18 protein-coding genes are annotated in these 19,468 nt (G+C 57.9%); 3 read left to right on the forward strand and 15 right to left on the reverse strand.

Translation table 11 applies throughout. From position 1 onward, the window contains the following. The first annotated feature begins 81 nt into the window (after positions 1-81). Positions 82-1,419 carry a cell envelope integrity protein CreD gene (gene creD, locus ACW5W7_RS17330; RefSeq protein WP_456502495.1) on the forward strand — a complete coding sequence of 446 codons (1,338 nt, stop codon included), beginning with the start codon at positions 82-84 and terminating at the stop codon, positions 1,417-1,419. Positions 1,420-1,469: 50 nt separating this feature from the next. On the opposite strand, the gene glmU is transcribed toward creD, so the two are convergent. The 15 genes from glmU to mioC form a co-directional block, all read right to left on the reverse strand. Beyond that, entirely contained in the window at positions 1,470-2,831 is a 1,362-nt protein-coding gene (glmU, locus tag ACW5W7_RS17335; protein ID WP_456502496.1) for a bifunctional UDP-N-acetylglucosamine diphosphorylase/glucosamine-1-phosphate N-acetyltransferase GlmU, read from the reverse strand. Positions 2,832-2,924: 93 nt separating this feature from the next. Continuing rightward, entirely contained in the window at positions 2,925-3,353 is a 429-nt protein-coding gene (locus tag ACW5W7_RS17340; RefSeq protein ID WP_349920422.1) for a F0F1 ATP synthase subunit epsilon, read from the reverse strand. An 18-nt stretch (positions 3,354-3,371) separates the two neighbouring features. Continuing rightward, complete coding sequence (gene atpD, locus ACW5W7_RS17345; protein ID WP_349920423.1) at positions 3,372-4,760, reverse strand: F0F1 ATP synthase subunit beta; 1,389 nt, start codon at positions 4,758-4,760, stop codon at positions 3,372-3,374. 33 nt (positions 4,761-4,793) lie between these two features. Then, positions 4,794-5,660 carry a F0F1 ATP synthase subunit gamma gene (gene atpG / locus ACW5W7_RS17350; RefSeq protein WP_349920424.1) on the reverse strand — a complete coding sequence of 289 codons (867 nt, stop codon included), beginning with the start codon at positions 5,658-5,660 and terminating at the stop codon, positions 4,794-4,796. Between the two features lie 42 nt (positions 5,661-5,702). Beyond that, positions 5,703-7,244: a F0F1 ATP synthase subunit alpha gene (atpA, locus tag ACW5W7_RS17355; RefSeq protein WP_349920425.1), complete on the reverse strand. Its 1,542-nt coding sequence runs from the start codon at positions 7,242-7,244 to the stop codon at positions 5,703-5,705. A gap of 15 nt (positions 7,245-7,259) precedes the next feature. Continuing rightward, positions 7,260-7,793, reverse strand: coding sequence for a F0F1 ATP synthase subunit delta (atpH, locus tag ACW5W7_RS17360; RefSeq protein ID WP_456502497.1), 534 nt, complete (start codon positions 7,791-7,793; stop codon positions 7,260-7,262). Positions 7,794-7,806: 13 nt separating this feature from the next. After that, positions 7,807-8,277 carry a F0F1 ATP synthase subunit B gene (gene atpF, locus ACW5W7_RS17365; RefSeq protein ID WP_139437153.1) on the reverse strand — a complete coding sequence of 157 codons (471 nt, stop codon included), beginning with the start codon at positions 8,275-8,277 and terminating at the stop codon, positions 7,807-7,809. A 54-nt stretch (positions 8,278-8,331) separates the two neighbouring features. After that, positions 8,332-8,571 (reverse strand): F0F1 ATP synthase subunit C, encoded by a 240-nt coding sequence (atpE, locus tag ACW5W7_RS17370; RefSeq protein WP_010672265.1) that lies wholly within the window; start codon positions 8,569-8,571, stop codon positions 8,332-8,334. Positions 8,572-8,632: 61 nt separating this feature from the next. Next, positions 8,633-9,412 carry a F0F1 ATP synthase subunit A gene (atpB, locus tag ACW5W7_RS17375; protein ID WP_349920427.1) on the reverse strand — a complete coding sequence of 260 codons (780 nt, stop codon included), beginning with the start codon at positions 9,410-9,412 and terminating at the stop codon, positions 8,633-8,635. Positions 9,413-9,420: 8 nt separating this feature from the next. Beyond that, positions 9,421-9,831, reverse strand: a complete 411-nt coding sequence (locus ACW5W7_RS17380) for an ATP synthase subunit I (RefSeq protein ID WP_349920428.1) — start codon at positions 9,829-9,831, stop codon at positions 9,421-9,423. Positions 9,832-10,021: 190 nt separating this feature from the next. Next, positions 10,022-10,930 carry a ParB/RepB/Spo0J family partition protein gene (locus ACW5W7_RS17385; RefSeq protein WP_434664807.1) on the reverse strand — a complete coding sequence of 303 codons (909 nt, stop codon included), beginning with the start codon at positions 10,928-10,930 and terminating at the stop codon, positions 10,022-10,024. Then, entirely contained in the window at positions 10,927-11,730 is an 804-nt protein-coding gene (locus ACW5W7_RS17390; RefSeq protein WP_349920430.1) for a ParA family protein, read from the reverse strand. The genes ACW5W7_RS17385 and ACW5W7_RS17390 overlap by 4 nt, the downstream gene beginning before the upstream one ends. 27 nt (positions 11,731-11,757) lie before the next feature. Continuing rightward, positions 11,758-12,384: a 16S rRNA (guanine(527)-N(7))-methyltransferase RsmG gene (rsmG, locus tag ACW5W7_RS17395; protein WP_456502498.1), complete on the reverse strand. Its 627-nt coding sequence runs from the start codon at positions 12,382-12,384 to the stop codon at positions 11,758-11,760. Positions 12,385-12,404: 20 nt separating this feature from the next. Continuing rightward, entirely contained in the window at positions 12,405-14,294 is a 1,890-nt protein-coding gene (gene mnmG, locus ACW5W7_RS17400) for a tRNA uridine-5-carboxymethylaminomethyl(34) synthesis enzyme MnmG (protein ID WP_456502499.1), read from the reverse strand. Between the two features lie 507 nt (positions 14,295-14,801). Then, positions 14,802-15,251: an FMN-binding protein MioC gene (gene mioC, locus ACW5W7_RS17405; RefSeq protein WP_456502500.1), complete on the reverse strand. Its 450-nt coding sequence runs from the start codon at positions 15,249-15,251 to the stop codon at positions 14,802-14,804. A 384-nt stretch (positions 15,252-15,635) separates the two neighbouring features. Here mioC and ACW5W7_RS17410 point away from each other — a divergent pair, with 384 nt between their 5' ends. Further along, on the forward strand, positions 15,636-17,750 hold the full coding sequence (locus ACW5W7_RS17410; protein WP_456502501.1) for a TonB-dependent siderophore receptor: 2,115 nt from the start codon (positions 15,636-15,638) through the stop codon (positions 17,748-17,750). Between the two features lie 61 nt (positions 17,751-17,811). Beyond that, the gene (locus ACW5W7_RS17415) at positions 17,812-19,458 is read left to right on the forward strand and encodes a multidrug ABC transporter permease/ATP-binding protein (RefSeq protein ID WP_456502502.1); all 1,647 of its coding nucleotides are present in this window, start codon (positions 17,812-17,814) and stop codon (positions 19,456-19,458) included. Positions 19,459-19,468 lie beyond the last annotated feature (10 nt).

Genomic DNA, 19,468 nt, shown 5'->3' on the forward strand with positions numbered 1-19,468 from the left:
CCTTCACCCTGACTTCACAGAACCTCATTCCCCCTTCACCCAGACCGGTCACCATGCCCCTCATCAACAAGGAGAGGCGTCATGGTCAAACAAATACTCACCCACAAGGTCGTCATGCTGCTGTTGCTCAGCCTGCTGCTGATGATCCCGGTACACTCCATCATGGAGCTGAACCGGGAGCGGCAGGCCTATCGCAGCCAGGCCATCCACAGCATCATGGCCAGCAGCAGCGGGCCGCAGCGACTGATAGGGCCTGTGCTGGTGCAACCCTATACCCGATCCGTCACCGTCGAGCAGGATGGCAAGCGCTTCGTGCGTACCGAGCAGGTCTATCGTTATCTGCTGCCGGAGCAGCTGGAGGTGCGGGCCAGCATGGAGGTCACCCCGCGCAAGCTCGGCATCTATCAGGCGCAGGTGTATCAGACCCGGCTCTCCCTCTCCGGCAATCTGCCCACGGCTCTCGACGACAAGCCGCTGGTCAGCAGCACCCAGGACGCGCGCGACGGATCCGACCCCAGCCTGATCCCGGGCAAGCCCTACCTCAGCCTGGTGCTGTCCGATGCCCGCGGCATCAACAGCGTCCCCGAACTGCAACTGGGAGAGGCGCGCATCCCCTTCGCCCCCGGCGCCCAGCTGGGAGGCACCATGGCAGGCATCCATGCCCCGCTCGCGGCGCTACCCACCGGGAACGGTCGCTTCCATATCGAGCTGGATCTGCAGGGAATGAATGCGCTGGACGTCGTGCCCCTGGGTCAGGACAGCCAATTCAACCTGAGCGGCAACTGGCCGCATCCGAATTTCATCGGTGACTTCTTGCCGGGCAAGCGATCCCTCGATCAGCAGGGATTCGAGGCCAGCTGGCAGACCAGCTGGTTCGCCACCGACATGGAGAGCCGCTTCAGCCGTCTGATGGAGGGATCGGGAGGCAAGCTGCCGAGTTTCAGCGTCAGCCTGGTGCAGCCGGTGGATCACTATCAACTGAATGAGCGGGCCGCCAAGTATGCGCTGCTGTTCATCGGCCTCACCTTCCTCAGCTTCTTCATGTTCGAGCTGCTCAAGGGGCTCAGAGTGCATCCGATCCAGTACGCCCTGGTGGGCATGGGACTGGTCGTCTTCTACCTGGTGCTGCTGGCGCTGACCGAACATATCGGCTTTGGCTGGGCCTATCTGGCCGCCGCCCTGGCCAGCGTCGCCCTCAACGGCTTTTATCTCAGTCATGTGCTGGGGGGAGCCCGACAGGGGCTGGGATTCGCAGTGCTATTGGGGCTGGTTTACAGCATATTGTTCGGATTATTGCAGGCAGAAGAGATAGCCCTGCTACTCGGTGCCCTGCTGCTGTTTGCCGTACTGGCGCTGATCATGGTGCTGACCCGCAAGCTCGACTGGTACCAGCTGACGGAACGCCCTCCGCAGCCCTGACAAATAACAGCGGCGCCCAAGGGCGCCGCTGTTATTTCATTGATCGGGCATCACTTCTTCTTCACCGGGCGAGCCCAGTTCTTGATGTGACGCTGGGGCACCCGGGTGATGACCAGTTCATTCTCGGCCACATCCTTGGTGATGGTGGAACCCGCCCCCAGGGTCGCCCCCTTGCCGATGCGCACCGGTGCCACCAGCTGGGTATCGGAGCCGACGAAGACGTCATCCTCGATGATGGTCTGGAACTTGTTCACCCCATCGTAATTGCAGGTGATGGTGCCGGCACCGATGTTCACCTTGGCGCCAACCTCGGCATCCCCCAGATACGTCAGATGACCACACTTGGAGCCCACCCCGAGCCGGGCCTTCTTCATCTCGACGAAGTTGCCGACATGGGCATCCTGCTCCAGCACGGCACCGGGGCGCAGACGGGCGAAGGGACCGACGGAGCACTGATCCGCCACCAGAGCCCCTTCGATGACGGAGTAAGGCTTCACCTCGCTGTGATCGCCAATCTCGCAATCCTTGAGCACGCTGCCGGCACCGATGTGCACGTGGTTGCCGAGCTTCACCTTGCCTTCGATGATGACGTTCACGTCGATCACCACTTCTTCCCCGATCTCGAGAGTACCGCGCAGATCGAAACGGGCCGGATCGATCAGGGTGACGCCGGCAATCATCAGGCGCTCGGCCTGCATCTGCTGGTAGCTGCGCTCGAGCTGGGCCAGTTGCACCCGGTTGTTGGCCCCTTCCACTTCCATGGCGTTGTCCGGGTGGACGGCGGCAATGGGGCAGCCATCGCCGTGGGCCATGGCAATGACGTCGGTGAGGTAGAACTCCCCCTGGGCATTCTTGTTGTCCAGCCGGGAGAGCCAGCTGCGCAGTTGCGCGCCCTTGGCCACCAGCACACCGGTATTCACCTCGCGGATGGCGAGCTGTTCGGGGTTGGCATCCTTCTGCTCGACGATGCCGACGACCTGGCCGTTTTCCCGCACGATGCGGCCATAGCCGGTGGGGTTGTCCAGCACCACGGTCAGCAGGGCCATGCCATCGTCAGCCTTGGCGGCCAGCAGACGCTGCAGTGTCTCTGGCTGGATCAGCGGGGTGTCGCCATAGAGCACCAGCACGTCGTCTTCATCCTGCCAGAACGGGATGGCCTGGGCGACGGCGTGGCCGGTCCCCAGCTGCTGCGCCTGCAGCACCCAGTTCAGATCCGGCGCGGCGATCAGCTCCTTGAGCAACTCGGCACCGTGGCCGTAGACCAGGTGCAGTTGCTCGGCACCAATCTGGCGCGCGGTCTCGATGACATGGGAGACCATGGGCTTGTTGGCGACGGGGTGCAGCACCTTGGGGAGGACAGAATGCATACGAGTACCTTTACCCGCAGCCAGGATCACGACGTTGAGAGACATAGCCAGCCTTTGAAACATGAGGAAATGCTCGGCGGAGTCTATCCAACGGGCAAAAAAAAAGCGACCCGAAGGCCGCTTTTTGCATCACCGCCCTTAGCGGTAATTCTTTTTGACGATATCGATAACCCGCAACTGGGCCATCGCTTTCGCCAGCTCGGCAGATGCCTGAGCGTAGTCGATATCACCATGGGAGCTGTTGATCCGCTCTTCGGCACGACGCTTGGCTTCCTGGGCTTTCGCCTCATCCAAGTCGTTGGCACGAATGGCGGTATCGGCCAGCACGGTCACGGCTTCGGGTTGTACTTCCAGCATACCGCCGGAGATGTACAGCACCTCTTCGCTGCCATTTTGCTTGATCAAGCGGACCAGGCCCGGCTTGATGGCAGTCAGCAGCGGAGCATGACCGTGGCGGAGACCCAGCTCACCTTCGGAGCCTGATACCTGAGCAGATTGCACCCTACCGGAAAACAGTTTCCCTTCGGCGCTCACCACATCCAGGTGAAAGGAGATCATCTCAGCCATGGGCCCTCCTATCGAGGCTTACAGTTTCTTGGATTTCTCGACGACTTCGTCGATGCTGCCAACCATGTAAAACGCCTGCTCGGGCAGATCGTCGTACTCGCCTTTCAGGATGCCCTGGAAACCACGGATGGTCTCTTTCAGCGGCACGTATTTGCCAGAAGAACCGGTAAATACTTCAGCCACGAAGAACGGCTGGGACAGGAAACGCTCGATCTTACGGGCACGGGCTACGGTCAGTTTGTCTTCTTCTGACAGTTCATCCATACCCAGGATGGCGATGATGTCCTTCAGCTCCTTGTAGCGCTGCAGTACGGTCTGGACACCACGAGCGGTCTCGTAGTGCTCCTTGCCTACCACCAGCGGATCCAGCTGACGGGAGGTGGAATCCAGCGGGTCAACGGCCGGGTAGATACCCAGTGCCGCGATCTGACGGGACAGTACGACGGTCGCATCCAGGTGGGCGAAGGTGGTCGCCGGAGACGGGTCGGTCAAGTCATCCGCAGGGACGTAAACGGCCTGTACGGAGGTGATGGAACCGGTCCGGGTGGAGGTGATACGTTCCTGCAGAACACCCATCTCCTCGGCCAGGGTCGGCTGGTAACCTACTGCGGAGGGCATACGGCCCAGCAGTGCGGATACTTCAGTACCGGCCAGGGTGTAACGGTAGATGTTGTCCACGAAGAACAGTACGTCACGACCTTCGTCACGGAACTTCTCGGCCATGGTCAGACCGGTCAGCGCCACGCGCAGACGGTTTCCGGGCGGCTCGTTCATCTGACCGTAAACCAGAGATACTTTGTCCAGTACGTTGGACTCCATCATCTCGTGGTAGAAGTCGTTACCCTCACGGGTACGCTCACCCACACCGGCGAACACGGAATAACCGCTGTGCTCGATGGCGATGTTACGGATCAGCTCCATCATGTTGACGGTCTTGCCTACACCGGCACCACCGAACAGACCGACCTTACCACCCTTGGCGAACGGACATACCAGGTCGATAACCTTGATGCCGGTCTCCAGCAGCTCGGTGCTGTTGGACTGATCTTCGTAGCTGGGGGCTTCGCGGTGGATGGACCAACGCTCTTCTTCGCCGATCGGACCCTTCTCGTCGATGGGGTCGCCCAGTACGTTCATGATACGACCCAGGGTCGAGGTACCGACCGGTACCTGGATGGCCTTGCCGCTGTTAACTACTTCCAACCCACGACGCAGACCGTCGGAGGAACCCATGGTGATGCAACGAACGACGCCGCCGCCGATCTGTTGCTGAACTTCCAGTACCAGACCCTGGCCTTGGCCTTCGCTGATGACTTTCAGTGCATCGTACACCTGGGGCACGGCGTCTTGCGGGAACTCGATGTCCACTACAGCGCCGATGATTTGGACGATGAAACCGTTACTCATGTCAAATCCTCTAAACCTTTGATAACCCTTGCCTTACACCGCAGCAGCACCGGATACGATCTCTGTCAATTCCTGGGTAATACTGGCCTGACGGGCCTTGTTGTACACCAGTTGCAGATCGTTAATCAGGTTACCGGCGTTGTCAGTCGCGGCTTGCATGGCAACCATTCGGGCTGCCTGTTCACTGGCCAAGTTTTCTACCACACCCTGGTAGACCTGGGACTCGACGTAGCGAATCAGCAGGGCATCCAGCAGTTGCTTGGGATCCGGCTCATAGAGGTAATCCCAGTGGTTCTTCTTGTTCAGTTTGCTGTCTTCAGTTACGGGCAAAGGCAGCAGTTGATCGACTTTTGGTTGCTGAACCATGGTGTTGACGAACTTGTTGTACACCAGGTACAGCCTGTCAATCTCACCGTTGTCGTAAGCCTTCAGCATGACCTTGACTGAACCAATCAGGTCATTGACGCTCGGGCTGTCACCCAGTCCGGAGACATGGGCTTTCACCTTGGCGCCGTGCCGCTCAAAGAAGCTGGAGGCCTTGTTACCGATCAGTGCCAGGTCAACCTGGGCACCTTTCGCGCTCCATTGCTTCATATCGTTGAGGGCAGCCTTGAACAGGTTGATGTTCAAACCGCCACACAGGCCACGGTCGGTGGAGACGACGATGTAACCCACTCGCTTGACCTCACGTTCGATGAGGTAGGGGTGCTTGTATTCCAAGTTCCCCTGAGCGATATGGCCGATCACCTTGCGCATGGTTTCAGCGTACGGACGGCTGGCAGACATGCGTTCCTGCGCACGGCGCATCTTGCTTGCTGCCACCATTTCCATAGCGCTGGTGATCTTCTGAGTGTTCTTCACACTCCCGATCTTGTTACGTATCTCTTTTGCGCCGGCCATCTCTTCTCTCCATCAGGTGGCAGCTTGCGCTGCCACACACGCTTACCAGGTCTGGGTTGCCTTGAAGTCATCCAGCAACGCAGTCAGCTTGCCAACGATCTCGTCGTTGTAGTCGGCCTTGGCATTGATGTCAGCCATCAGCGAACCATGCTGGGTATTGGCGTAAGAGAGCAGAGCGGCTTCGAAGTCGACGATCTTGTTCAGTTCGACATCGGCGAGATAACCCTTCTCGGCAGCGAACAGCACCAGAGCCTGCTGAGCCACGCTCATCGGGGAGTACTGCTTCTGCTTCATCAGCTCGGTTACTTTCTGACCGTGATCCAACTGCTTGCGAGTCGCGTCGTCCAGGTCGGAAGAGAACTGGGCGAAAGCCGCCAGCTCACGATACTGAGCCAGAGCGGTACGAATACCACCGGACAGTTTCTTCACGATCTTGGTCTGAGCGGCACCGCCCACACGGGATACGGAGATACCCGGGTCAACCGCCGGACGAATACCGGAGTTGAACAGCTGGGAGGTCAGGAAGATCTGGCCATCGGTGATGGAAATCACGTTGGTCGGAACGAACGCTGACACGTCACCGGCCTGGGTTTCGATGATCGGCAGGGCGGTCAGGGAGCCGGTCTGGCCTTTCACTTCGCCATTGGTGAACTTCTCTACGTACTCGGCGTTGACACGAGCAGCACGCTCCAGCAGACGGGAGTGCAGATAGAAGACGTCGCCCGGGTAAGCTTCACGTCCAGGCGGACGGCGCAGCAGCAGGGAGATCTGGCGATAGGCAACGGCCTGCTTGGACAGGTCGTCATAGATGATCAGTGCATCTTCACCGCGGTCACGGAAGTACTCACCCATGGAGCAGCCGGCGTAAGGAGCCAGGTACTGCAGGGCAGCCGCTTCAGACGCAGAGGCAACCACCACGACGGTGTTGGCCAGGGCGCCGTGCTCTTCCAGCTTGCGCACCACGTTGGCGATGGTGGAGGCCTTCTGGCCAATCGCAACGTAGACACACTTAATGCCGGAGTCTTTCTGGTTGATGATGGTATCGATCGCGATGGCGGTCTTACCAACCTGACGGTCACCGATGATCAGCTCACGCTGGCCACGACCGATAGGGATCATGGCATCGATGGCTTTCAGGCCGGTCTGGACTGGCTGGTCAACAGACTTACGCTCGATAACGCCAGGTGCGATAACTTCGATCGGCGAGAAGCCGTCGTTGTCGACCGGGCCTTTACCGTCGATCGGCTGACCCAGGGTGTTGACCACCCGGCCCAACAGACCACGACCGACCGGCACTTCCAGAATGCGGCCAGTCCCTTTGACTTTCATCCCTTCCGCCAGGTTGGCATAGGGACCCATTACTACGGCACCAACGGAGTCACGCTCCAGGTTCAATGCCAGAGCGTAGCGGTTGCCCGGCAGCTCGATCATCTCACCTTGCATGGCATCGGCCAGGCCGTGGATACGAATGATACCGTCACTTACGGAGACGATGGTACCTTCGTTACGCGCTTCGCTCTTGACATCAAACTGCGCAATGCGCTGCTTGATCAGCTCGGCGATTTCAGTGGAATTCAGTTGCATGCTCTAATACCCCAATCAAGATTGCAGCGCATCGGCCATGCGATCCAGCTTACCGCGGACAGTACCGTCGATAACCAGATCACCGGCCTTGATGAGCACCCCGGCCATCAAGGACGCATCGGTGCTGCAATTCAGCTTCACTTTGCGCGCGAGACGTTGTTCCAGAGAAGCCTGAATATTGGCTTTCTGCTGGTCGGTCAGTTCGATCGCCGAAATCACGTCAGCCTGAACTTCTTTCTCCAGTTCAGCCTTGAGCGCTACAAATTCAGCAACGACCGCCGGCAGCACACCCAAGCGACCATTCTCGGCCATCACCCGGATCAGGTTCTGACCATGCTCGTCGAGCTGCTCACCGCAGACGCTCACAAACAGTTTTGCAAGCTCTTCGGCAGCCACAGAGCCGTTTACCAGGTTGTGGATGGTCTCGTTCTTCACTACTTCCGCAGCGAAGCCGAGCATCCCCAGCCACTGGTCAACCGCCTTGTGCTCAACGGCAAACTCGAAAGCAGCCTTGGCGTAGGGGCGAGCGATTGTAGTCAGTTCAGACATAGCCCCGTTCCCGTTACAGTTCTGCTACCAGTTTGTCGACGATGTCGCTGTTGGCAGCCTGGTCGATTTGGCGTGCCAGGATCTTCTCTGCACCCGCGATGGCAAGAGCAGCAACCTGCTTGCGCAGTTCTTCTTTGGCACGATGACGTTCAGCTTCGATCTCTGCACGGCCCTGAGCCAGGATTTTTTCCCGCTCAGCTTGGGCTCCAACAGCGGCCTCATCGATGATCTGGGCCTTGCGTTTGTTGGCCTGATCGATGATTTCGGCAGCCTGAAGCTTGGCTTCTTTCAGCTGATCGGTGGCGTTGGCCTTGGCCAAATCCAGATCTTTCTTGGCACGTTCTGCAGAAGAGAGGCCGTCAGCGATTTCTTTCTGACGGGCTTCGATGGCAGCGATCAGCGGCGGCCATACGTACTTCATGCAAAATACTACGAAGATGAAAAAAGCAACTGCTTGGCCGAGGAGGGTGGCGTTGATATTCACAGCCGATGTCCTCTTAAGTTAGTTAATGGGTTCTGCGTGAGTCGTTACGACGACTTAGGCAACCGCAAACATCACATACAGACCCAGACCAACGGCAATCATCGGGATCGCATCCACCAGACCCATCACGATGAAGAACTGGGTACGCAGAACAGGGATCAGGTCAGGCTGACGAGCTGCACCTTCCAGGAACTTGCCACCCAGGATACCGATACCGATGGAGGCGCCGATAGCCGCCAGACCCATCATCATTGCAGCAGCGATGTACAGCAGGTCCATGTTCAAGTTTTCCATGAGGATCTCCATTTATTTAGATGTAATTGATTGTATAAAAAGGATTATTTGAGTTGCATCATCAATGGTCTTCTTGTGCCATCGACAGATAGACGATGGTCAGAACCATGAAGATAAACGCCTGCAAAGTGATGATCAGGATGTGGAAAATTGCCCAAGGCACGGACAGGATCCACTGTGACCACCAGGGTAACAAACCCGCAATCAGGATAAAGATCAGTTCGCCAGCATACATGTTGCCGAACAGTCGCAGACCCAATGAAACAGGCTTGGAAATCAACGTGACGGTTTCAAGGATGAAGTTAACCGGGATGGCAGCCGGGTGATTGAAAGGCTGAAGCGTCAGCTCCTTCACGAACCCGCTGATACCCTTGACCTTGATGCTGTAATACAGGATCAAGAAGAACACGCCCAAAGCCATGGACATGGTGATGTTAACGTCAGCAGAGGGAACCACACGCAGATAGGGAACACCCATCAACTGTGCAGCGTGAGGGATAAAGTCAACGGGGATCAGATCCATCAGGTTCATCAGGAAGATCCACACAAACACCGTCAGGGCCAGAGGTGCGATGACCTTGTTGCGACCATGAAAAATGTCTTTGACGTTACCATTCACAAACTCGACCAGCATCTCCACAAAGCACTGCAGCTTACCGGGCACACCGCTGGTAGCCTTGACGGCCACGCTGCGGAACAACCAGATAAACAGGGCGCCTAGCACGACGGAAAATATCATTGAGTCGATATTCACCGTCCAGAACCCGGACCCTACTTGCAGATGGGTCAGGTGGTGGGAGATATATCCCTGAGGAGTCAGGACTTCTCCGGTTGCAGACATGAGTTTTCCTAATAGTGGTTGTTAAGCGTGAATGAAACTATCCACTGTACAACGAGGGCGAGGATATAAGTGGCGAAGAACGAGACTGTGTTGACCTCGATCCCGGAGCCAAACACCAGGGCGAAAAGTCCTGCTGTAGTAACGAGCTTAATCCCTGCCCCACCATAAAAGTCCCCCAACACCAAGCCCACGCTCTCCTTCGTCACCTTGCGGCGCAGAACCCAGAGCGTGAACAGAGCCTGAGGAACCCAGTACATCCCCCCTCCGTAGAGAGAGGATTGTCCGGCGAACGGACCCTCCAGATAAAACCAGACGGTACTGATCGCCAGGATCAGGATGAGCTGACAAACGAGCATAGCCATGGCTAGCGTCAAACCTTCCAAGGCTCTTTTCTGTTTCACCAACCTACCCCTGAACATTACAGAACTGTAAAAAATCGGGATCCGAAGACCCCGCGTTCACAGCTCGAAAAGCCGGTCAAATTATACCCGTGAAGACAGCTATTGCAACACGGCAAAAATCCTTAATTTTTGCGGCTTTCCGTGCAGAATTAAGGTTATGTTCATAACGAAAGGAATGGATGTTTTATTACTACAAAAAGCGTAAAAATCACGATTCTGACAGGCCGAAATAGCACAGTATACGGTCCAAATCCGCTAAGTTATCGTAACTTATTACTAACTTGCCGCTATCCTGCTTGCCCTGCTGAAGTTGCACCTGATTACCAATTTTTTCTGAAATCTGGCGCTCGATGTAACCAAATTGAGGATCACGGACGGGCTCAACCTTGGTTTTTGCCGGTTCCAGGGTCTTTTGCACCAGTTTCTCGGTATCTCGCACGGTCAGCCCCTTCTGGGCCACCAGTTTGGCCAGCTCGGACTGGGCCGAGCCGCTCAGCGCCAACAGGGCGCGGGCATGGCCCATGTCGAGATCCCCGTGCTCGACGAAACGCTTAACGTCTTCGTTGAGCTGATTGAGCCGCAGCAGGTTGGTTACCGTGGTGCGGGACTTGCCCACCGCCTCGGCGACCTGCTGATGGGTCAATTCAAACTCGGTCAGCAGCCGCTGCAGGGCAACCGCCTCTTCGATGGCGTTGAGGTCTTCGCGCTGGATATTCTCAATCAGCGCGATGGCCACCGCCGCTTCGTCAGGAACGTCCTTGACCAGGCAGGGGACGACCTCGAGCCGGGCGAGCTGGGAAGCACGCCAGCGCCGTTCACCGGCGATGATCTCGAAGCGGTTCTCCCCGATGGAACGGACGACGATGGGTTGGATCACCCCCTGTGCCCGGATGGAGTTGGCCAGATCTTCCAGCGCATCCTGCGACATATCCTTTCGCGGCTGGTACTTGCCGGACTGCAACCACTCCACCGGCAGCTTGCGCAGCTCACCCTGGTTGGTGGGGGCCATGGCCTGCTCGGTACGCTGATCGCTCATCACCTGTTTCTGGCGAGCGGCCGTGCTGGTGCTGAGCAGGGCATCCAGTCCCTTGCCCAGTCCACGTTTCTTCGGAGTCATAGGCTCTCTCGGTCTGCGGTGATCGGCTGGCACTCCTGCTCCTGACGGCGCAGGATCTCGCCTGCCAGCGCCAGATAGGCCTTGGCCCCCACCGATGATTTGTCATAGTGCATGGCCGGCGCACCGAAGCTCGGCGCCTCCGCCAGTCGCACGTTTCGAGGAATGATGGTGCGATAGACCCGGTCACCAAAATGCTGTTTCAGCTGATCGGACACATCATTGGCCAGGCGGTTGCGGTGATCGAACATGGTGCGCAGCACCCCTTCGATCTTCAGCTCGGGATTCACCACGGCGGCCAGTTTGCTGATGGTATCCACCAGGGCAGTGAGCCCTTCCAGCGCGTAGTACTCGCACTGCATGGGCACCAACACGGAGTCGGCGGCGGCCATGGCGTTGACAGTCAGCATGTTGAGGGAAGGGGGGCAATCGATGAAGACGTAGTCGTATTTGTCCCGCACCGAGGCCAGCGCGTTGCGCAGGCGGATCTCGCGGGCAAAGAATTCCATCAGGCGGATTTCGGCCGCCGTGACGTCGGCATTGGCGGCGATCAGGTGATAGCCCCCCGAGGTCTCGGGAATGATCACCTCGCCGATGGGAGCATCGTCGATCAGCAGTTCATAGGCGGTGCGTTCGACTTCGTACTTGTCGACCCCGCTGCCCATGGTGGCATTGCCCTGCGGATCCAGATCGATCACCAGCACCTTGCGCCGGGTAGCGGCCATGGAGGCGGCCAGATTCACACAGGTGGTGGTTTTCCCCACTCCACCCTTCTGGTTGGCTATGGCAATGACTTTTCCCACACTATCCCCTAAATGAATGCGGCGGCCCTATTCGGGCTGAATGGCTTTAAACTCCAGCAGATGGCGCTCGCCGTCCAGCTCCGGCACCACCAGCTTATGGGTGGCGACCAGTTGAATGCTGGCGGGCAACTGGGCCAGCTCCTGCTCGGGGAATTGCCCCTTGAGCGCCAGGAAGCTGCCGTCTGCCGAGGGCAGATGATGACACCAGCCCAGCATGTCCTCCAGCGAGGCAAAGGCCCGGCTCAGTACCCCATCAAATCCGATCTCGGGCTGATACTCCTCGACCCGGGATTTGACCGGCGTCACATTGGTCAGCCCCAGCTCCAGGATTACCTGACGGATGAAGTTGATCCGCTTGCCCAGGCTGTCGAGCAGCACGAACTGCTTGTCTGGGTTGATGATGGCGAGCGGCAGTCCCGGCAGACCGGGACCCGTGCCCACATCGATGAAACGTTCACCCTTGAGGTGGGGACTCACCACCAGGCTGTCGAGAATGTGCTTGACCAGCATGGCGTCCGGCTCGCGCACCGAGGTGAGATTGTAAGCCTTGTTCCACTTGTGCAGCAACTCGACCAGGCGAACCAACTGACTCTTTTGGGTATCAGTGATAACAATACCGGCCTGCATGAGCAGGCCGTTCAGTCTTTCCAGCATGTTTTCCAACGGGGAATTCCTCAGGCGGTTTTGCGCAGCAAACCGTGCTTTTTCAGGTGAACCAGCAGAATGGAGATGGCGGCCGGGGTGATGCCGGAGATGCGGGAAGCCTGACCTATGGTCTCTGGCTTGGCATCGTTGAGCTTGGCGATCACCTCGTTGGAGAGGCCGTTCACGTCACGGTAGTTCATGTCCAGCGGCAACAGGGTGTTCTCGTTGCGAAGCTGCTTCTCCACCTCGTCGTGCTGACGCTCGATGTAGCCGGCGTATTTGATCTGGATCTCCACCTGATCGGCGGCGGCCGGATCCGCCAGCGCAGGGCCCACTCCGTCGATGGCCATCAGCGCATCGTAGGTCACCTCTGGGCGACGCAGCAGCTCTTCCAGGCTCTGCTCGCGGGTGAGGGGGGTGTTGACCAGAGCGTTGACCGCGTCCAGAGACGGATGTTGCGGGTGGATCCAGGTCGAGCGCATGCGTTGGCGCTCCTGCTCCACCTGTTCCATCTTGGCGTTGAACTTGCTCCAGCGCTCGTCGTCCACCAGCCCCAGTTCCCGGCCTATGCCGGTCAGGCGCAGGTCGGCGTTGTCTTCACGCAGCAGCAGCCGGTATTCGGCGCGGCTGGTGAACATGCGGTAGGGTTCGCGGGTTCCCAGGGTGGAGAGGTCGTCCATCATCACGCCCATGTAGGCCTGATCCCGGCGCGGATGCCAGGCTTCCTTGCCCTGGGCGCGCAGACCGGCGTTGAGACCGGCCATCAGGCCCTGAGCGGCGGCTTCTTCATAACCCGTGGTGCCGTTGATCTGGCCGGCGAAGAAGAGGTTCTCGATGCACTTGCTCTCCATGTTCGCCTTGAGATCCCGGGGATCGAAGAAATCGTATTCGATGGCGTAACCCGGACGGGTGATGTGAGCATTCTCGAAGCCGCGGATCGAACGGACGATCTGCACCTGCACGTCGAACGGCAGGCTGGTGGAGATCCCGTTCGGATAGAGTTCGTGGGTCGTTAGCCCTTCCGGCTCGACGAAGATCTGGTGCGCCGTCTTGTCGGCAAAACGGGTGATCTTGTCTTCGATGGACGGGCAGTAGCGCGGGCCTATCCCCTCGATCACCCCGGCGTACATGGGGCTGCGATCCAGGTTGTTGCGGATCACCTCGTGGGTCTGCTCATTGGTATGAGTGACGTAGCAGGGGACCTGGCGTGGATGCTGGCTGGCATCGCCGATGAAGGAGAAGACGGGACGAGGATCGTCACCGTGCTGCTGCTGCATCACGGTGAAATCGACGGTACGGGCATCGATGCGCGGCGGCGTGCCTGTCTTGAGGCGATCGATACGCAGCGGCATCTCCCGCAGGCGCTGGGCCAGGGCGATCGAGGGAGGATCACCGGCGCGGCCGCCCTTGTAGTTCTCCATGCCGATGTGGATCAAACCGTTCAGGAAGGTGCCGACTGTGAGTACCACTGTCTTGGCGCTGATGCGGATCCCGCTCTGGGTCACCACACCGGCAACGCGATCCCCGTCCATGACGAGATCGTCACAGGCTTGCTGGAAGATCTTCAGGTTCGGGTAGTTCTCCAACGTCTGGCGTACCACTGCCTTGTAAAGCAGACGATCCGCCTGTGCACGGGTGGCGCGCACGGCCGGGCCCTTGGAAGAGTTGAGGGTGCGGAACTGGATCCCGCCGAGATCGATGGCACGCGCCATGATCCCGCCGAGGGCGTCAACTTCCTTGACCAGGTGTCCCTTACCGATCCCGCCGATGGCCGGGTTGCAAGACATGTGTCCCAGCGTATCGATGTTGTGAGTCAGCAACAGCGTATTAAGGCCCATACGGGCGGCCGCCGTGGCTGCTTCGGTTCCTGCGTGACCGCCACCGACGACGATCACATCAAATTGTTCATGGTATTGCATTGGGATCACCTTGATCTGCACGCCTGAAGATCTTTGTTTGCCTGGTCTGGAGGGCGGATCATTCTATCCGTTTCGTATCCTGAGGGGAACGTCTAGTTCGGGATCAGTATGGATCAAGGATCCACTAAATAGATCTTAAGGATCTTTAGATCGATCTTTTGTTGGATCTTTTATTAGGATCCGCCGTTTCTGTTGATAAGCACTTTTTGATCATAAAGATCATCCGGTTAAGGCGGATCCCAGCTTGTGGAAAAGCTTGGATCCCAGGGCCTTGAACTGGGGGATAACCGGGGGTTTTATTCACAAAGAGAAACCACATCGGATCTAATACATGAATAACTATAGGTTTTACAGCGCTTAACCCTATGGTTATGCACAGGCGATCCGGTTTTATTTCTTGTTCAGGCAGAAAGCCCGGTTCAGGCTGGGCTGTTAATAACCTGGTGGATAGGGATCTGGGGATAAGCGGGGAGATCAGGTGCGACTAAGCGGATCTCCCCCTCGTTTTTACGCGATCAACGCCATCCAGTCCTGGATCCAGGCTTCGGCGGCATCTTCCGGGATCTCGTGCTGGGTCACATCGATGTCGAGACGATCCCCGATCCGGCTGGCGCCACACTCCCTTAGCAGGGTATCCAGGGTCTTGCCACCCTGGCAGAAGGTGTCATAGCTGCTGTCGCCCAGCGCGATGACGCCATATTTCAGCCTATTGAGATCCGGCTTCTGGTCGGCAAGATCCTTGGCGAAAGGTTGCAGGTTGTCGGGGACATCGCCGGCACCGTGGGTGGAGGTGATCACCAGCAGGATCGCATCCGGCTCTGCCAGCACCTCGGCAAGGCTCGCCGGGTTGTGGATCCTGGGTTGATGTCCCGCCTGTTCCAGCAGGCTGGCGACATGATCTGCGACATATTCGGCGGCGCCCAGCATGGAGCCGACGACGAGATTGAGTTTGGCCATGGAATGGATCCTGAAAAAACGCGGAAAGTGCGGAGCCGGGATTCTACCGCCAAAGGATGTGGATAAATATGGATAAAGCTTGGGGATAAGGATCCTTTCGGCTTTTGACGATGAAAAACGCCCCTGCCACCGACGCTTTCCGCTGCCCGGATGCCTCTCACCGCCAGTCATACATGAATGAATCCCAATGCTCAAAAAAAGCTCTAATCGATACGTTTAGCAACAATACGGATGCAAATGATTAGCAATTAATGAATCGATTCGATCACGGCTCTTGTAGTAGCATTGCGGTGATTTATTCGCCTAAGGAGTCGGGCAAACCGGCAGTATTGGGCACCCATAATAAGAAACCAAAAATAACTCTTTTTATTTGAGACACTTAATATGATTGCGCAAAAAAATATCCCCCACGCAGTGATGCGAAAGAGAGTGGTACAGCACCTGCTGCCGCTCTCCTGCTTGTTGGCTGGTCTGCCGGTGCTGGCTGCCGAACAAGCTGAAAAAGAGTTGCCCAAGGCGAGCGAGACCATGGTGGTGACCGCCAACGCCATGAAGGTCGAAGTGCCCATGGCCGAGACCCCGCGCGCCGTCTCCGTGGTCAATCGCGAGGAGATGGATCAGCACGCCGTGCAGCAGCTCGACGAGTCCGTTCGCTATCGCTCCGGCGTGCTCACCGGCCTCTATGGCTCGGACAACAACACCAACTGGTTCAAGGTGCGTGGCTTCGACGCGGCTCAATACCTGGATGGCAACCGCCTGTTCAGCACCGGCTACTACGTGTGGACCCCAGAGACCTTCGGTCTGGAGAGCGTGGAAGTGCTCAAGGGGCCGGCCTCCATCCTTTACGGTGAAGCCCCTCCCGGCGGCGTGATCAACTCAGTCACCAAGCGCCCGACCAAGACGCCTCAGGGTCTGGTCAATCTGCAGCTGGGTAGCCGGGATCTGCGCCAGGTCGGGGTGGATGTCTCCGACGATCTGGCCGACAACAGTCGCTATCGTCTGGTTGCGCTCTATAACGAGCGTGATGGCGTGCTGGATGGCACCTATAACGAGCGAGCCTACCTGGCGCCGAGCGTGACCCTGGACATCTCGGATCGTACCAGCCTCACCCTGCTGGCCAGCTTCCTGCACGATGAAGGGGTGCCGACCAACGGCTTTTTCCCCGTCTACGGTACTTTAGATACAACCCCTGGCCAGATCGATCCCAGCACCAACCTGAGCCAGCCGGATTACGATCGAAACCGCAACACCCAGATCTCCGCCGGTTATGAGCTGGCTCACCAGTTCAACGATACTTGGGAGTTCAAGCAGAACGTCCGCTTCAGCTATAACGATCTGTTGTTGCGTCAGACCTATATTTACCCAGTTTATGATACGACAACGGCACCTCGTAGTGTTGTATACCGTGATGGTGATACCAAGAGCATCACCATGGACAACCAGATGGTGGGTTACTGGAACACGGATCGCACCGAGCAGACGTTATTGCTGGGTATCGATCTGCAGCGTCATGTGAATGAAGGGGTAGAATCTGATTTTGTCGGAGTTGGCACAATCAATACCATTCATCCAGATTACAATGACTTCACTGGTTTCGATGAGTCCGCTGCGACCTACCAGAAGAACACCAAGGGGCAGAGCGGCTTTTATGCCCAGCACCAGATCCGCTGGGACGATCGCTGGCTGCTGACCGCCGGTGGTCGATTCGACTATGTAGAGACTCACAATATAAACAAGTCTGCCAACCAGAAGCAGTACGATGACAACCTCTCGCTTTCCGGCAGCCTGATGTACCTGTTTGACAACGGCATCTCCCCTTATTTTGCCTATGCTGAGTCCTTCGAGGTTGTTGGAGGGATTAACCCTAATACAGGCAACTCTTATAAGCCGATGGAAGGTAAGCTGTATGAAACCGGCATCAAGTATGCTCCAAGCTTCCTCGACGGTTATATCAACCTGGCCCTGTTCGATCTGGAGCAAACCAACACCCTAGTATCCAATGGTGAGAAACAACAGACTCAGGCCGGTGAATCTACATCCCAGGGGGTGGAACTGGAGGGCAGTGTGCAGGTTACAGACGCGTTGCGTCTGACCGCGGCATACACCTATACCGATGCCAAGACTAATAGCACTGGTGATAATGAGCACCGCAGTACATTAATTCCCCGTCATCAAGCCTCCTTCTGGGGCAATTACAAGGTGCTGCAGGGGCCTGTCTCTGGTCTGGAGGTGGGTACTGGGGTACGTTATATCGGTTCCAGCGTTGGTGTAGGCAACGGCATGGTGGATGCCTACTGGAATCCTCTTGAATACGATACAGCTAAGGTACCGGCCCAGACGGTGTGGGATGCGATGATCGGGTATGACTTTGCCAAGAACTGGCGAGCGCAGATTAACGTCAACAACCTGCTGGATGACACCTATGTCGCGAGCTGTGACTACTACTGCTACTACGGTGAGCCGCGCAGCATAGTCGGCTCCGTCAACTACCGCTGGTAAGATACAGGCCGGGCGGGGGCACCAAGCTCCCGCCCTCCTTCTTTTTGTACGCAGGCCTGTCATGGAACTCTTGTCACTGGTTTACCGCCAATATCGTTGGCCCTTCATCGCCATTACCCTGCTTAGCCTGCTCAGTGCCGTGAGCGGGATAGGTGTTATCGCCTTTATCAATCAATCACTTATCGAATCAGCTGGGGATCCGTTACCCATCCTTGGACAGCTGATCGGCCTCATTCTGTTGTTGCTGGTGATCACATTGGGCGCCCAGCTGGGCCTCACTACCCTGGGCCATCACTTCGTCTATCGCCTGCGCGGCCGGCTGCTCAAACAGCTGCTGGATACCGATGTCGCCCGCATTCGTCAGATAGGGCAGGGGCCACTGCTGGCCTCTCTCTCCAGCGACATCGGCCAGATCACCATCGCCTTCGTGCGCCTGCCAGAGCTGGTGCAGGGGCTGGTGCTCACCATAGGTTCCGCCCTCTATCTCGGCTGGTTGTCGCCCTCCCTGCTCGTCGTGACGGCCCTCTGGGTCACCTTCACCATGGTAGTGGGCTGGCTGCTGGTGAACCGCGTCTATCGCCATCTCGCCCGCATGCGTCAGGCCGAAGACAAGCTCTATCAGAACTACCAGTCCATCATCGCCGGCAGCAAGGAGCTGGCCCTCAATCGCGAGCGCGCTCACTTCGTCTACCACCGGCTCTATGAGCGCAATGCCGAGGATTACCGGACAGAGATCATCCGCGCCGACACCTATCACCTGAGCGCGGTGAACTGGTCGAATATCATGATGCTGGGGGCCATTGGCCTGGTCTTCTTCCTGGCCAACGGGCTGGGCTGGGCCAATACCAACGTGGCCGCCACCTTCGCCCTCACCTTGCTGTTCCTGCGCACCCCCTTGCTGCAGGGGATAGGTGCCCTGCCGACCCTGATCGCCGCCCAGGTGGCGTTCGACAAGATTGCGACCCTGACGCTGGCCTCGCCGGATCCCGTCTTCTCTCTGCCACCAGCCCCCCGTGCCTGGCAGCGGATCCAGCTGGAGGAGGTGAGCTTTCACTATCAGGGGGAGGCCGGTTTCGCCGTGGGGCCAATCAGCCTGACCATCGAAAAGGGGGAGCAGATCTTCATCATAGGCGGCAATGGATCCGGCAAGTCGACCCTGGCCATGCTGCTGACCGGTCTCTATCAACCAGTGTCTGGCCGGATCCTGGTAGATGGTGAGCCGATCCCGGATCGCAATGCCTATCTGGCGCTCTTCTCCGCCATCTTCACCGACTATCACCTGTTCCAGCACCTGTTGGGCCCCGAGCCCAGACAGGGGCTGATCGATGAGTGGCTGGAGCGGCTGCAGATGGGCAGCAAGCTGGTGATAGAGCAGGACTTTATCACCAACATCGAGCTCTCCCAGGGGCAACGCAAGCGGGTCGCCCTGTTGCTGGCGCTGGTGGAGCAGCGCGATGTGATGCTGTTTGACGAATGGGCGGCGGATCAGGATCCCCAGTTCCGCCGCATCTTCTACCAGGTGCTGCTACCGCGCCTGAAAGAGATGGGCAAGACGGTGATCGCCATCAGCCATGACGACCTCTATTTCTCCCAGGCCGATCGTCTGCTGGAGATGCGTCAGGGGCAGCTCACCGAATTGACCGGTGAGCAGCGTGCGCGAGTCAGTCAGGATGCGGTTGCCCATCTGGATACTGAAGTGCCGGTCTGAGACGGGTACG

This window comes from Aeromonas intestinalis (genome assembly GCF_054052485.1).